The organism is Streptomyces sp. Da 82-17 (genome assembly GCF_046098215.1).
Classification (GTDB): Bacteria; Actinomycetota; Actinomycetes; order Streptomycetales; family Streptomycetaceae; genus Streptomyces.
The window spans coordinates 1-13,302 of the sequence record NZ_JBJURH010000025.1; the positions used below are offsets into that span (position 1 = coordinate 1).

General features: G+C 74.2%; 14 protein-coding genes. 8 read left to right on the forward strand and 6 right to left on the reverse strand.

Translation table 11 applies throughout. The annotated features are described in order from the left end of the window. On the reverse strand, positions 1 to 365 hold a 365-nt coding region (locus ACIDOF_RS31715), incomplete at its 3' end, for a universal stress protein (RefSeq protein WP_409009628.1). 204 nt (positions 366 to 569) lie between these two features. Between ACIDOF_RS31715 and ACIDOF_RS31720 the strand changes: the two genes are divergently transcribed. Beyond that, on the forward strand, positions 570 to 1,439 hold the full coding sequence (locus ACIDOF_RS31720) for a universal stress protein (RefSeq protein ID WP_409009629.1): 870 nt from the start codon (positions 570 to 572) through the stop codon (positions 1,437 to 1,439). Between the two features lie 557 nt (positions 1,440 to 1,996). Here the strand turns inward: ACIDOF_RS31720 and ACIDOF_RS31725 are convergent. Further along, entirely contained in the window at positions 1,997 to 2,872 is an 876-nt protein-coding gene (locus ACIDOF_RS31725) for a universal stress protein (RefSeq protein ID WP_409009630.1), read from the reverse strand. A gap of 338 nt (positions 2,873 to 3,210) precedes the next feature. Between ACIDOF_RS31725 and ACIDOF_RS31730 the strand changes: the two genes are divergently transcribed. After that, on the forward strand, positions 3,211 to 3,801 hold the full coding sequence (locus ACIDOF_RS31730; protein WP_409009631.1) for a CBS domain-containing protein: 591 nt from the start codon (positions 3,211 to 3,213) through the stop codon (positions 3,799 to 3,801). 134 nt (positions 3,802 to 3,935) lie between these two features. Here the strand turns inward: ACIDOF_RS31730 and ACIDOF_RS31735 are convergent, their stop codons facing one another. After that, positions 3,936 to 4,811: a universal stress protein gene (locus tag ACIDOF_RS31735; protein WP_409009632.1), complete on the reverse strand. Its 876-nt coding sequence runs from the start codon at positions 4,809 to 4,811 to the stop codon at positions 3,936 to 3,938. Positions 4,812 to 5,103: 292 nt separating this feature from the next. Between ACIDOF_RS31735 and ACIDOF_RS31740 the strand changes: the two genes are divergently transcribed. Further along, positions 5,104 to 5,406, forward strand: coding sequence for a dsRBD fold-containing protein (locus ACIDOF_RS31740; RefSeq protein ID WP_409009633.1), 303 nt, complete (start codon positions 5,104 to 5,106; stop codon positions 5,404 to 5,406). 27 nt (positions 5,407 to 5,433) lie between these two features. Here ACIDOF_RS31740 and ACIDOF_RS31745 read toward each other — a convergent pair whose 3' ends face one another. Continuing rightward, on the reverse strand, positions 5,434 to 6,657 hold the full coding sequence (locus ACIDOF_RS31745; RefSeq protein ID WP_409009634.1) for an MFS transporter: 1,224 nt from the start codon (positions 6,655 to 6,657) through the stop codon (positions 5,434 to 5,436). A 51-nt stretch (positions 6,658 to 6,708) separates the two neighbouring features. Here ACIDOF_RS31745 and ACIDOF_RS31750 point away from each other — a divergent pair, with 51 nt between their 5' ends. The 4 genes from ACIDOF_RS31750 (at position 6,709) to ACIDOF_RS31765 (ending at position 9,599) form a co-directional block, all read left to right on the forward strand. After that, positions 6,709 to 7,476, forward strand: coding sequence for an AraC family transcriptional regulator (locus tag ACIDOF_RS31750; protein WP_409009635.1), 768 nt, complete (start codon positions 6,709 to 6,711; stop codon positions 7,474 to 7,476). 327 nt (positions 7,477 to 7,803) lie between these two features. Next, positions 7,804 to 8,082, forward strand: a complete 279-nt coding sequence (locus tag ACIDOF_RS31755; protein WP_409009636.1) for an acylphosphatase — start codon at positions 7,804 to 7,806, stop codon at positions 8,080 to 8,082. A 65-nt stretch (positions 8,083 to 8,147) separates the two neighbouring features. After that, the gene (locus ACIDOF_RS31760) at positions 8,148 to 8,759 is read left to right on the forward strand and encodes a hypothetical protein (protein WP_409009637.1); all 612 of its coding nucleotides are present in this window, start codon (positions 8,148 to 8,150) and stop codon (positions 8,757 to 8,759) included. Positions 8,760 to 8,771: 12 nt separating this feature from the next. Next, positions 8,772 to 9,599, forward strand: a complete 828-nt coding sequence (locus ACIDOF_RS31765; RefSeq protein WP_409009638.1) for a Mut7-C RNAse domain-containing protein — start codon at positions 8,772 to 8,774, stop codon at positions 9,597 to 9,599. Positions 9,600 to 9,654: 55 nt separating this feature from the next. On the opposite strand, the gene ACIDOF_RS31770 is transcribed toward ACIDOF_RS31765, so the two are convergent. Then, positions 9,655 to 11,286 carry a phytoene desaturase family protein gene (locus ACIDOF_RS31770; protein WP_409009639.1) on the reverse strand — a complete coding sequence of 544 codons (1,632 nt, stop codon included), beginning with the start codon at positions 11,284 to 11,286 and terminating at the stop codon, positions 9,655 to 9,657. Between the two features lie 475 nt (positions 11,287 to 11,761). On the opposite strand from ACIDOF_RS31770, the gene ACIDOF_RS31775 reads away from it, so the two are divergent. Further along, the gene (locus ACIDOF_RS31775; RefSeq protein WP_409009640.1) at positions 11,762 to 12,184 is read left to right on the forward strand and encodes an ester cyclase; all 423 of its coding nucleotides are present in this window, start codon (positions 11,762 to 11,764) and stop codon (positions 12,182 to 12,184) included. An 11-nt stretch (positions 12,185 to 12,195) separates the two neighbouring features. Here ACIDOF_RS31775 and ACIDOF_RS31780 read toward each other — a convergent pair whose 3' ends face one another. After that, positions 12,196 to 13,299 carry a LacI family DNA-binding transcriptional regulator gene (locus ACIDOF_RS31780; protein ID WP_409009641.1) on the reverse strand — a complete coding sequence of 368 codons (1,104 nt, stop codon included), beginning with the start codon at positions 13,297 to 13,299 and terminating at the stop codon, positions 12,196 to 12,198. Positions 13,300 to 13,302 lie beyond the last annotated feature (3 nt).

The following is a 13,302-nucleotide window of genomic DNA, read 5'->3' on the forward strand; positions in this document are numbered from 1 at the left end:
AAACCGCCCAGTCCACGGCTGCCGACGACGATCGTGCCGGTGTCGCCCGCGGCATCACGCAGCCCGCCGACCGGGGTGTCGCCGCTCAGCCTCTTCGTGACGGGCAGGTCGGGGAAGACCTCCTCGACCGCGCTCTCGGCCTCGGCGAGGAGTTCCCGGCCGGCCTGGCGCAGCGCCTCGACGGTGTCGGCGTCGGTCCAGGCCGAGCTGCGGACCGAGTCGGAGGCGTGCACGAGGTACAGGGGGCTGCCGCGCCGGTCCGCCTCGGCCGCGGCCCAGAGTGCGGCGGTCCGTGCGGAGGGAGACCCGTCCACGCCGACGACGACCTCGCCGAGCTCCGGCCGTACAGGGGTCTCACTGTCCATGGCTCCTCCTCCGGGCCGTCCCGCGGGGTGGGGTCAGGTCGGTGTCGGGTGCCCGGGGACGCCATCTCAAGTCTCACGCTGTCACCCCGGAACGCCTCCTGAGGATGGGCCGTTCGGTCCCGATCGCGGCCCTGTACGGCCCCTCCTCGCCGGGGCGTGCGCGGGCGAGGCTGGAGTCCTGAGCCACCCCTGTGGAGGCAGGTCATGACAGCCCAGGTCGCCGTCGGGGTCGACGGTTCGCAGGAGAGCCTGGCGGCCGCGCGCTGGGCGGCGCGGGAGGCGGAGCTGCGGAAGGTGCCGCTGCGGCTCGTGCGGGTCGCGGAGCGGCCGGGCGACACGGCGGAGCTGCCGTACGACGGGGACGACTGCGGCGGATACGACAGGGACGGGCGGGCGGGTGCGGCGGTGCTGCGCGAGGCGGAGGCGTGGGTGCGCGCGGCCCACCCCGGGGTCGAGGTGTTCACCGGTCAGGCGCTCGGGCGGGCCGGGGCCGAGCTCACGGCGGCGGCGAACGAGTCGGATTTGCTGGTGCTCGGTTCGCGCGGCCTCGACGGCCTGCGCGGTTTCCTCCTCGGCTCGGTCTCGCTGCGGGTCGCGGGTGCGGCGCGGCGTCCGGTCGCGCTGGTACGGGCGGGTGCGCGCGGGGCGGAGTCGGGCGGGGAGATCCTGGTCGGCGTCGACCTGATCCACCCGTGCGACGCGCTACTCGCGTTCGCCTTCGCGGTGGCCTCGCGCGGTGGCCGCTCCCTGCACTTCCTCAACTGCTGGACGCTGCCGCCCTCGTACGGCCGGGGCGCCCCGGTGAACCCGGGCCTGGTCGAGGACATGTGCACACACCGCGTGAAGGGCCTGGGCGATCTCCTCGAACCGTGGCGCAGACGCTATCCGGAGGTCGGCACGAGGGTCGAGTCGGTCCTGGGCGGGGCGAGCGGCCGCCTGGTGACGGCGTCGACGCAGGCGTCCCTGGTCGTCGTGGGCCGCCGCACCACCCGCACCCCCTCCCACCTGGGCCACGTGGCCCACGCACTCCTCCATCACAGCCCGGTGGGGGTCGCGGTGGTACCGGTCCGGTGAGCGGTGAGGAGCGGTCGGCTCGGCCGGGGCTGAGGTCTGACGTCCCGGTCGGGGTCGGGGAGGCGGGACCGAAGACGCCGGGTGAAGTCGCGCTCGCGAGGCGGGAGTTGGCCGGAGCGGGCCCAGGGCCCGTGCCCGGAGGTTGGAGGCGGGCAGAGCGGAACCCTCAGCCAGATGGACCGCTGCCGCGCACGCCCGCCTCGTCGGGGAGCCGGAGGGACCTCCGTGAAGCGGAACCGCGCCGAGCGAAGTCCGGCCGGCAGGGCCGGAGTTGGGCGGGCAGAGGACAGGTCGGGCGGGCGGGGTGGGAGGAAGGACGGGGGATCGCGCGCGCCGGCCCAGGGAGGGCAGGGTCGGGCCCGGGGCCGAGCTCGGTCGTCGGGGCGAGGGCTGCCGCCCCGGAAGCGGCGGATCCCGGTCGGAGCCGCCGCGCCCGTGACCGCGAGTACCTCCCAGCTCGCCTCGGCCGGAGTGCGGGGTGGGCGCAGCCCTGCGCAGGTGGGCGTAGGACTTCGGAAGGGGCTGCCCCGTGCCCGCCTTCACCCTCGCCCTCGCCCTCACCCCTCCGACGGCACCACCCCCACCGGGCACGACGCGTGGTGCAGTGCGCGGTGGGTGGTGCGGCCGAGTTGGAGGCCGAGGGGGCGGGGGGTGCGGCGGGCGCCGAGGATCAGGAGATCTGCCGTGGCGGAGCGTTCCGTGAGGATCTTGCGGGCCGGGCCCTCGACCGTCGACCTCCGCAGGCGGACCTGCGGGAACTCCCCCACCGCCGCGCCCAACGCGTCGTCCAGCGCCTTCGCGGCCCGCTCCTCGAAGTACACGGCGCTCTCCCCGGTGAGCAGCGGATGGTCGACCGGGTGGTGGGCGGGCCTGCGCCAGGTCCGTACGGCGTCGAGTTCCGCGCCCCGCGCCGCCGCCTCGCGGAAGGCGAACCGTACGGCTGGCGAGTCGGCGTCGTGGTCTCCGACGCCGAGCAGTACGCGCCGGTGGCGGGCCGCGACGGCCTGTTCCTCCCCGCGTACGACGACCACCGGCCCGTGCGCGCGGGCGGCCACGGCCAGGCCGACGGAGCCGAGCAGCAGTCCGGCGAAGCCGCCGCGCCCGCGCGAGCCGACGACCAGGACCAGCGCGTCCCGCCCCTCTCTGAGCAGGGCAGTCGTCGCGTCCTCGGCGAAGATCTCCCCCATCACCAGCAGGTCGGGCGCGAGGCGCCGGGCCCGTTCGACGGCCGAGCCGAGGATGTTCTCGGCGAGGCCGAGCTCCTCGGAGCGGTCGTCGTCGGCGGACGGCACGGCGGTCTCGTAGCGCTCCCAGAGCGAGGCGTGCACGACGCGCAGGGGTCTTCCGTGGCGTATGGCTTCGGCGACGGCCCAGTCGAGGGCCAGGAGGCCGGGGTCGGAGCCGTCGACGCCCACCACTACGGGCGATTCCATCGTGCCCACCGCCTTCCCGCCCGGACCGGCGGCCGGACCAGCGCCGGAACAGCGGCCGGCTCGGCGGCCGGAGCAGCACGCCGGTGAGGAAGAACCCATCCGCTTCTCGCGGATCCTGATTGCGCGGTGCGCGGGTTCGACCCCGCTTCTCCGCGTCTTCGCGGGCCCTTCCTCACCTTCAGGAAACCACTTCCGGCCCGCGCGCACCACGGCTGAGCCCGCCCGAGACCGCGGCGGTGCGACGTCTGCGCCCGATCCCCGCATGTACCGCCTGGGAGTCGCCCGTACGTATCGCCTCGGAGCGGGTACTCCCCTGCACGTACGGAAGGAGCGGGGGCATGCGGCACCGCAGGATCAGCGAGGTGATGACCCGCGACGTGGTGAGCGTGCGCGGCGACGCGCCGTTCGAGGAACTGACGCAGGCGCTCCGGGAGCACCGGGTCGCTGCGGCGCCCGTCGTGGACGGCGACAACCGGGTGCTCGGCGTCGTGTCGGAGGCGGATCTGCTGCGGCCGGACCGGGCCGCTGCAGCGGGGATGCGCGCCGAGGAGCTGATGTCGGCGCCCGCGGTGTGCACCCGGCCCGAGTCCACGGTCGTGGAGGTGGCCCGGCTGATGGCGGCGGAGGGCGTCAAGCGGCTGCCGGTGGTCGACGGCGAGGGCCGGCTCGTCGGCGTCGTCGGCCGTCACGACCTGCTCGCGGTCTTCCGGCGCGGGGACGACGACATCCGCCACGAGATCGTCGAGGACGTGCTGCGGGCGACGCTCGGCATGGCCCCGGACGGCCTGTCCGTCACGGTGCACGACGGCCGGGTGCGGGTCGGGGGCCGGGCCCCGTACCGGACGATGCCCGCGATCGAGCGGATGTGCGCGACCGTCGACGGGGTGGTGTCGGTGACCTGCCAGTGGCTGACGGACTCCCCGGACTGAGCCCCGCCCCGCCCCCGGGCTCCTCCGCGCCGGGCTCCTCCGCGCCGGTCGCGTACGGGTCGGTCGCGTACGGGTCGGTCGCGTACGGGTCGGTCGCGTGCGGGTCGGTCGCGTGCGGGTCGGTCGCGTACCGCTCAGTCGTGGGCGACGACCGCGACCGGCGAGTGGGAGTGGTGCAGCACGGACTGTGTGACGGGCCCGATGTGCGTGCCGAGCGCCGCCGTGCGCTTCTTCCGGCCGACCACGACGAGCCCCGCGCCGCGCGACTCGTCGACGAGGAACGAGCCCGGCCGCCCGATCACGGCCTCCTCCGCGACCGCGACCTCGGGGTGCTTCTCGTGCCAGGGCCGCAGCAACTCGGCCAGCCTGCCCCGGAGTTCAGCGGCGATGCGTTCCTTTGCGCTGTCGGTGAGGTGCCGTTCGCGGCCGAAGTACTCCCGGGTCAGCGACCAGTTGTGGACGACCCGCAGCCGGGCGCCGCGTCGGGCCGCCGCGTCGAAGGCGAACTCCAGGAGCGGTTCGGCGGACTGCGCGGTGTCGAGCCCGAGGACCACGTCGCCGTCCGGGCCGGGTTCGGTGGAGCGGACGAGGACCACGGGCCGTTCGGCGCGCGCGACGACCGCGAGGGAGACGGAGCCGAGGAGATACCCGGCGAGGCGGCCGAGCCCGCGCGATCCGAGGACCAGCGCCTCGGCCTCCTGCGAGGCGTCGAGCAGTGCGGCGACGGGCTCGTCGCCGAGCTCGACGGTCTCGACCCGGAGCCCGGAGTGGCGGCCGAGGAGGTGGGACTCGGCCTCGTGGAGCAGGTGCCGGGCCCAGTTCTCCTCGGCGTCCTCCGCGTCGGGCCGCTGCAGGACACCGCCCAGCGGCGCGTACGTGTACGGCTGCCACTTCCAGGCGTGCACGAGGCGCAGGGGCAGGTCGCGGAGCATCGCCTCCCGTGCGGCCCACTCCGCCGCCGCGAGGCTCTCGGGGCTGCCGTCCAGGCCTGCGGTCACATTGCGGGACATCGGGAACCTCCTGCGGGCGTACGCACGACCGTCACGGACTGCTACCAGGAAGCCACACATCTCAGCTCCCCGCACAGCCGAGCGGGTCCCGGACGGCCACTGCACCGCGCACGTCCAGGGCCGCTCCGCCGGCCCGTATCCGGAATCGGTCCGGCCGGATGCGTCCTGGGGGCCCGGCGCGCGATGCTGGAGTCAGGGGCGTCGCAGCGGCCCCTTCCGGACGGATCTGCGTACGGCGTCCGGCCTCCCGCGCAGAACCGCGCCGTCCGGCACACAGCGCTGGAGGAACACCATGTCGCACACGACCGACTGGCAGGCCAACGTCCATCTGGTCGAGAAGGGGCGTACGACCAAGGTCCAGGTCGACCTGGACACCGGCAGCTCCCACCTCACCGGCAAGGGCATGGCGCGCCGCAACCCGTCCGACCGCGAGGTGCCCGAGATAGGCGACGAGCTCGCCACCGCCCGCGCCCTGGAGAACCTCGCACAGCAGCTCAAGCGCACCGCGTATCACGACATGGCCGCCGCCGGGCAGTCCCGGGAGCAGACCACCGACAGGCCGTACGTCGGCTGGCCGGACGCGTCGCAGGGCTGAAGCAGGGAGGAGTGGCAGGCGACGAGGTCACGCGTCCTCTCGTACGGCCTCGGCCCGCCGGGGCTCGCGGAGTCGCGGCTCGGGCGAACTCGGCTCGGGAGACTTCGGCTCGGGCAGGGCGCGCAGGAGCAGCCAGCTCAGGGCGGGCATCGCGATCAGCGGAGTGAGGGCCGTCCGCAGGGAGGTGACGTCGGCGAGGCGGCCGACGAGCGGGCTGACGAGCCCGCCGACGCTGACGGTGAGCCCGAGGGTGACGCCGCTTGCCGTGCCGACGCGGGACGGCAAGTAGTCCTGGCCCAGGGTGACTTGGAGGGAGAACGGGACGTACAGGCCGACGGAGGCGAGCGCCACGCACCCGTACAGGAGCGGTCCGGGCGCGTGCACGACTCCGGCCACGGCGAGGACCGTCAACAGGTACGACCAGCGGCAGACGCGGACGCGGTCGTAGCGCCCGGCCAGCGTGCCGCCGAGGACCGAGCCGACGGCGCCGCCCAGGAACAGCAGGAACAGGGCGACGGTCCCGGCTGCCGGTCCGTCGTGCGTGCGCTGCTGCGCGTACAGAGAGACGAACGTGCTGAGGCACGTGAACACGATCGAGCGGCAGACCACGGCCAGGGACAGCCTGACGAACGAGGCGACGTCGTCGGCGACCCCGGCCGTCCCCAGGCCCGCGGAGGGCGTATACGTCCGTGCGCGGCCGAGGAGGTGGAGGACCGGCACGCACAGGGCGGCGCCCGCGAGCGCGGGCAGCATCAGGAGGGGCGTCCAGCGCAGGGAGCCGTGTCCGACGGCCAGCGACACCATGACCGGCGCGAGCGCGAAGCCGATGTTCCCGCCGAGGGACAACCAGCCCATCGCGCTGTGACTCCCCCGGCTCGCGAGCCGCGCCACCCGCGCCGCCTCGGGGTGGTACGCGGCGACGCCGACCCCGGAGACCGCGACGAAGGCCAGCGTCAGGCCGTACGAGCCGGTCAGTCCGCTGAGCGCGATGCCGAGACCCGCGAGGAACGTGCTGACGGGCAGCAGCCACGGCATCGCCCACCGGTCGGTCAGCGCCCCGAACAACGGCTGTGCCACGGACGACAGGAGCGACGCGGCGAGGACGACGCCGGAGGCGACGGCGTAGCCGTAGTCGCGTTCGGCCACGAAGTACGGGATGAGGGCGGCGACAGCGCCCTGGTAGACGTCGACGCAGGCGTGGCCCACGGCCAGCAGGGTGATCGGTCTTCTCACCGAGGTTTTGGTTCGCACGCGCCCATGCTCGGCGGAGCGGACGTTGTCGCGCTTTCGATAGATTGACAGATGATGCAGAAAACCCGCCAACAGCTCGGCGGTGCCGACGTCCGGCACACGCCCGTCGCACCGACCCGGACGCAACGCCTCGCGTCCGGCGGCGAGATCGACGCGCACCGCCACGACGACCACCAGATCGTGTACGCGAGCCAGGGCACCGTCGCCGTCACCACCGACGCCGGGTCGTGGGTCGCCCCGGCCACGCGTGCGCTGTGGATCCCGGCGGGCACCGTCCACCGGCACCAGGCGCACGGCGAGCTCGATCTGCACCTGGTCGGCCTGCCCGCCGCGGAGAACCCCCTGTGCCTCGACAAGCCGGCCGTGCTCGCCGTCAGCCCCCTGCTGCGCGAGCTGATCGTCGCCCACACCCGCGACCCCGAGGACCACAGCCCGCCCCGACTCCGGCTGCGCGCCGTCCTGTTGGACCAGCTCAAGGCGTCCCCCGAGCAGCCGCTCCACCTGCCGACCCCGACCGACCCGCTGCTGCGGCGGCTGCACGAGATCCTGCGCGCCGACCCGGCCGACGGCCGTTCCCTCGACGACCTCGGCAGGGAGATCGGGGCCGGCGCCCGCACCCTCTCCCGCCGCCTGCGCGACGAGCTGGGCCTCACATACCCCCAATGGCGCACGCAGGTCCGGTTGCACCATGCGCTGGTCCTGCTGGCGGAGAACACCCCGGTCACGGCGGTCGCGCACCGCTGCGGCTGGTCGTCGGCCAGCACGTTCATCGACGTGTACCGGCGCACCTTCGGGCACACGCCCGGCTCACGCCCCTGACGGCCGCGGCGGCCGGGCCTTCCGGGTGGGACGACCGAGCGGCGCGTCCGAGTGGGGCGTCCGGGTGGACTGCCCGGGTGGGCCGTTCGGCACCAGGGATGCCCCGACCGGCCCACCCGCCCGCCGGGTCCGCCCGGCCACAGTGGAGGTGAGCTGGCCCGGGGGCGGGAGCGCCGCCCGATCACCCGACCTCCCGGGCCCAGCTTCCCCCCCGGCTCCTGTCCCCCTCCCCCGCCGCCCGTGCCGGGGCACGCCCCGACGTCGTACCGCATGATGACAACGGCCCCTGATCGGCCGTACGACGAAGGACGAGGGCAAGGGCGAGGCATGACGCGTAAACGGGTCGTCGTCACCGGTGACGTGCAGGGCGTGTTCTTCCGGGACACCTGTCGTCGTACCGCGCTCCAGTACCGGGTGACGGGCTGGGTGCGGAATCTGCCGGACGGCTCGGTGGAGGCCGTGTTCGAGGGCGAGCCGCACCATGTGGCGATCCTCGTGGAGTGGGCCAGAGAGGGCCCGCCGGCGGCGACGGTACGGGGCGTCGAGGTCGTGAACGAGGAGCCGGAGGGCCTGCGGGACTTCGAGGTCCGGCCCACGCCGTACTAGCGCTCTGTTCATGGCGCCCTCAACTGCCTTGACCTCGACAGCGGTCGAGGTCGCAGCCTGCCGTCATGACGACTTCCGCCACCGCCCTCCGAAGCATCGCCCCGCCCGCCCCCGACCGGCCGGACGCCGGCCTCGTCCTGGCGTCCCTGTGGCACACCGAGGGGCGCTGGCGCCAGGAGCGGGTGATGTCCGGCGTCATGGACGCCTGGGAGCGGACCCTGCTGCCCGCCGCGTATCTCGCACGTCACTGCCTGGCCGGGTCCGACGGGCGCACCGTCCTCAACTTCGCCCAGTGGACGACCTCCGCAGCGCACCGCGCCTTCGCCGCCGAGCCCGGCAACCAGCAGACCCTCGGCGCCGCCGTCCGAGCTCTGTACTCGGCGGATCCTCCCGGCCGTTACGTGCCGCACCGCGCCGTGCGCCGACAGGACGCCGTCGCCCGCTGCTACACGGCGACCTGGTACGACACGCAGGACGCCGCGTCGGCGCGCTCCCTGGCCGACGACCCGGCCCACGCGGGCGCAGGGCACGCCGAGCCCGCCGCGGCCACGTACTTCTACCTCCGCGAGGACGGGCGGCGGCTGTTCGTGCTCGCCGGGTTCCCGGGCGAACCCGTGGGGGCCGAGCTGTGGTTCCGCCCGTACCGCGGCCTGGTGCGGCCCGCCGGGAAGCGGTGACACCCTGGAGGCATGGCAAGCCCAACCGCCGACGGCCGGGAAGCCGGTCTCCTCCTCTCCTTCCCCGCCGAGCTCCGGCCGTTCCTGCCCGCCAAGCGGCGCGGGGCGGGGCCGGTGCGGGTGGGGGTCGACGGGGTGTCGTCGCTCGGGCACGTCGTGGAGGCGCTCGGGGTGCCGTTGACGGAGGTCGGCTCGCTGTCCGTGGCGGGGCGCGGCGTCGATCCGGCGTACCGGCCGCGGCCCGGCGACCGCGTGGAGGTGCGGCCCGTACGGCGTCCGCAGTGGCCCCGGCCCCGGTCGCCGAGGTTCCTGCTCGACGTTCATCTGGGCGCGCTCGCACGGCAGTTGAGGCTGCTCGGGGTGGACACCGCGTACGACAACGACATGGGCGACGCCGAGCTGGTCGCCCGGGCCGACGCCGAGCGCCGGGTGCTCCTCACCCGCGACCGCGGCCTCCTGCGCCGCCGGTCGCTGTGGCTGGGGGCGTATGTGCGCGGGGACGATCCGGACCGTCAACTCGCCGATGTCCTCGACCGGTTCGAGCCGCCCCTCGCGCCGTGGACGCGCTGCACGGTGTGCAACACGTCACCGCTCACGGAGGTACGGAAGGCCGACGTGGAGCCCCTCCTGCGACCCGGCACCCGCCGTACCCACGACTCCTTCACCCGCTGCCCCGGCTGCGGCCGCGTGTACTGGCGGGGCGCGCACAGCGAGCGGCTCGAACGGATCGTCGCGGAGGCACGCGAGCGGGCCGCCCACGCCGGTACGAGGTCGACCGGCGGGCGGCGGCGCGGGCGGATCGGTGGCTGGTGGGTGCCCGCGCCGCCGGTCGGGAGGTGATGCGCCGGGAACTCTTGCGTCGGCGGCTGCCCGGCCGGTGCGGGACCGGCCGGGCTCAGCGCTCCAGGAGCGCCATCGCCGCGTTGTGCCCGGGGATGCCGCTGACGCCGCCGCCACGGGTGGCGCCCGCGCCGCAGAGGAGGACGTTGCGGCGCCCGGTCTCCACGCCCCAGCGGCCCGTGTCCTCGTCGCCGTACGGGAAGGCCAGGTCGCGGTGGAAGATGTGGCCGGACGGGAGGCCGAGGGCCGCTTCGAGGTCCTGCGGGGTCTTGGCCTCGATGCAGGGGCGGCCGTCGGCGTCCACGGCGAGGCAGTCCGCGATCGGCTCGGCGAGGCAGTCGTCGAGGGCGGCGACGGTGGCGCGCAGCGCCTCGGCCCGGACCGCGTCGGAACCGCCCGCGTGGCCGGCCTTGCCCGCGTCCCCCGCCTTGTCCGCGAACAGCCGGGCCGGCATGTGCAGGCCGAACAGGGTGAGGGTGTGGTGGCCGCTCGCCGCCGGCTCGGGCCCGAGGATGGACGGGTCGGTGAGCGAGTGGCAGTAGATCTCGGACGGCGGCGTGCTGGGGATGCGCCCGGCCGCGGCCTCGCGGTACGCGGTCTCCAGCTGGCTGTACGACTCGGCGATGTGGAACGTACCGGCGAACGCGTCCCGCGGGTCGACGTTCCGGTCGCGCAGCCGGGGCAGGCGGCGCAGCAGCATGTTGACCTTCAACTGGGCGCCTTCGGGGGCGGGTTGGGCCGGATCCGGGGCATCGCCGAGGAGCCGGTCGAGGGTGACGGGGGCGACGTTGGCGAGGACGGTTCCGGCGCCGACCCGCTGTTCGGGCGCCGCGGGCGAGGGCCGGAAGCGCACCTCCGCCCGGCTGTCGTCGGTGTCGATGCCGACGACGTCGCGTTCGAGGAGGATCTCGGCGCCGGCCGCGCGGGCCGCGTCCGCGAGTGCGCCGGTGAGGGCGCCCATGCCGCCGACGGGGACGTTCCAGTCGCCGGTGCCGTTGCCGATCACGTGGTAGAGGAAGCAGCGGTTCTGCCGCAGCGACGGGTCGTGCGCGTGCGTGAACGTGCCGATCAGCGCATCCGTGAGGACGACGCCCCGCACCAGGTCGTCCGCGAACCTCGCCTCGATCGTCTCCCCGAGCGGCCGCTCGAACAACGCCTCCCACGCCTCCTTGTCGTCGACGATCCGCTCCAGCTCGGCCCGCGCGGGCAGCGGTCCGGTGAGGGTCGGGAACACCTTGCGGGCGACCCGCTGCGTCATCCCGTAGAACTCCTGCCAGGACTCGAAGTCGCGGTCGGAGCCGGTGAGTCGGCGGAACGACTCGCGGGTGCGGGCCGTGTCCTCCTCGACGAGCAGCCCGGTCGGCCGCCCGTTCGCGACGGTCGGGGTGTACGAGGAGATGCGGCGCCGGCGCGTGCGGAACCGCAGTCCGAGATCGTCGACGATCTTCTGCGGCAGCAGGCTGACGAGGTACGAGTACCGGGACAGCCGCGCGTCCACTCCGCGGAAGGCCTGCGCCGACACCGCGGCGCCACCGGCGTGGTCCTGCCGTTCGAGCACGAGCACGCTCCGCCCGGCCCGCGCCAGATACGCGGCGGCGACCAGACCGTTGTGGCCGGCGCCGACGATCACCACGTCGTAGGAGGAGCGTGCGGGTACGGCGGAGGAAGGCGAGGGAACGGAATTCACGGAATTCTCCAGACGTCGGAGTGCGTACGAGCCGGTGGCCCGCCGGGAATTGCGGGCAGGCGAAGGCGAGCGAAACGGGGCGCCGTTCGCGGCCGGAAATGAAAAAAGGGGAAAGGGAAAACGAGCGTCCCCATGGCGCCGCCGAAAAACGGCGGAACTCCGGGACGGGCGGGGCTGCTTCAGCCCGGTCTGCTCCGGCCCGGACTGCTACAGCCCGGTCTGCCAGTGCGGCTCGGGAATGATGGGACACAGGACCGCATACCGGCGTACCAGCACCGATCCGGGTGCGGTCGTCGCGTCGCGCAGGGCGTCGCAGGTCCGTCGCTTGGTCACCTGATCTTTCTAACACCGGTGTTCGGCGCCGAGCAATAGCCCGATCACCGTGCGGTGACCCGCGTCCCCGTACCGGCTTCGCCTTGACCTTGTCGCGACGTCACGGTTTCCACTGGAGAAAACCCCGGCAGAGGAGACCGACATGACCACGACCGAGAACATCGCCCTGACCCGCGCCGCCTACCGGGCCGTGGAACGCGGCGACCTGGACGCCGCCGAGGAGATGCTGACGGAGGACTTCATCGCCAACGTGCCGGGCGTGCCCGAGCCGTCGGTCGGGCGTGATGTGTGGCGCGCGGGCACCGAGTCGATGAGGTCGGCGTTCCCGGACCTCAGCATCGGCGTACGGGACATCTTCGGCGTCGGCGACAAGGTGACCGTCCTCGTCGACTTCGAGGGCACGCACCGCGGCACGTTCCTGGAGGTGGCGCCGACCGGGAGGCGGGTCGCGTTCACCAGCGTCGAGGTGTACCGCTTCGAGGGCGACAGGATCGCCGAGGAGTGGGTCGCGCCGGACATCTTCGGCCTGATGCGGCAGATCTCGCCGGGGGCCGGGGGTCAGTGACGCGACGACGGCTACGGCGACGGCAGCGGCGGCGGCGCCACGGAGGCCCGCTCGACGAGGCGGGCGCGCAGGGTGTGCATCTCGCGGCGGGGCTCGGCGCCCTGGAGGACGTCGAGCAGCACTTCGGCGGCCCTGGAGCCGAGTTGGCGCACCGGCTGTTCGACCATCGTGAGGGGCGGCACCATGACCGCGGCCCACGCGCTGTCGTCGAACCCGATCAGTGACACGTCCTCGGGGCAGGACAACTCCCGGGCCCGTACGGCGCGCAGGGCGCCGGTCACGCCGTCGGTCTCCGTGCAGAACAGGGCGGTGGCCCGGTCGGGGAGGTCGAGCATGCGCCCGGCCTCCTGCGCGGCGTGCTCCTCCGTCTTGGGGCCGACCATGACCAGTTCGGGGTCGAAGGGGATGCCTGCGTCGTCGAGCGCGTCGAGGTAGCCGCGCAGGCGTTCGCCGTCGGTCCACAGGTTCCTGGCCGCGGCGGCGATCAACTCCCTTCGGGTCGCGGGTGGTTGGTCGACGGGCGGGCCCCAGACGAAGCCGATCCGGCGGTGTCCGGCGGCGATGAGCACCTCGACGGCCTCGCGGGCGGCGTCCCGGTTGTCGATGACCACGGCGTCGAGTTCGAGTGCGGAGACCGCGCGGTCGACGAGGACGACGGGGACGCCGCGGTCGAGCGCGGTGCGGATGTGTCCGACCGAGGCGCGGTCGACGGCGGCGGAGGCGAGGATGACGCCGTCGACGCGTTTGTCGATCAGCACGTCGGTCGCCGCGACCTCCTGGTCCAACTGCTCGTACGTGCTCAGCACCAGGGTGTCGAAGCCGCGGGCGCGGGAGGTGTCGGAGATGCCGCGTACGACGCCGGCGAAGAACGGGTTGCCGATGTCGGCGACGATCACGCCGAGGGTGTGCGTCACGCCCGTCGACATGCTGCGGGCCAGGGCGTTGGCGCGGTAGCCGAGCTTCTGCGCGGCGGCGAGCACGCGTTCCTTCAGCTCGGGGCTGACGTATCCGTACCCGCCGAGCGTGCGGGCGGCGGTGGCCCGGCCGACGCCCGCCTCCGCGGCGACCTCGGAGATCGTCGGGGACGCCGACGCGCGGGGTCGCTCTGCTGGCATGGC

Bases quoted from the DNA above. Each gene is read 5' to 3' on its own strand.
- ACIDOF_RS31720 (WP_409009629.1), top strand. From the start codon at position 570: ATGACAGCCCAGGTCGCCGTCGGGGTCGACGGTTCGCAGGAGAGCCTG.
- ACIDOF_RS31725 (WP_409009630.1), bottom strand. From the start codon at position 2,872: ATGGAATCGCCCGTAGTGGTGGGCGTCGACGGCTCCGACCCCGGCCTC.
- ACIDOF_RS31730 (WP_409009631.1), top strand. From the start codon at position 3,211: ATGCGGCACCGCAGGATCAGCGAGGTGATGACCCGCGACGTGGTGAGC.
- ACIDOF_RS31735 (WP_409009632.1), bottom strand. From the start codon at position 4,811: ATGTCCCGCAATGTGACCGCAGGCCTGGACGGCAGCCCCGAGAGCCTC.
- ACIDOF_RS31740 (WP_409009633.1), top strand. From the start codon at position 5,104: ATGTCGCACACGACCGACTGGCAGGCCAACGTCCATCTGGTCGAGAAG.
- ACIDOF_RS31750 (WP_409009635.1), top strand. From the start codon at position 6,709: ATGATGCAGAAAACCCGCCAACAGCTCGGCGGTGCCGACGTCCGGCAC.
- ACIDOF_RS31755 (WP_409009636.1), top strand. From the start codon at position 7,804: ATGACGCGTAAACGGGTCGTCGTCACCGGTGACGTGCAGGGCGTGTTC.
- ACIDOF_RS31760 (WP_409009637.1), top strand. From the start codon at position 8,148: ATGACGACTTCCGCCACCGCCCTCCGAAGCATCGCCCCGCCCGCCCCC.
- ACIDOF_RS31765 (WP_409009638.1), top strand. From the start codon at position 8,772: ATGGCAAGCCCAACCGCCGACGGCCGGGAAGCCGGTCTCCTCCTCTCC.
- ACIDOF_RS31775 (WP_409009640.1), top strand. From the start codon at position 11,762: ATGACCACGACCGAGAACATCGCCCTGACCCGCGCCGCCTACCGGGCC.
- ACIDOF_RS31780 (WP_409009641.1), bottom strand. From the start codon at position 13,299: ATGCCAGCAGAGCGACCCCGCGCGTCGGCGTCCCCGACGATCTCCGAG.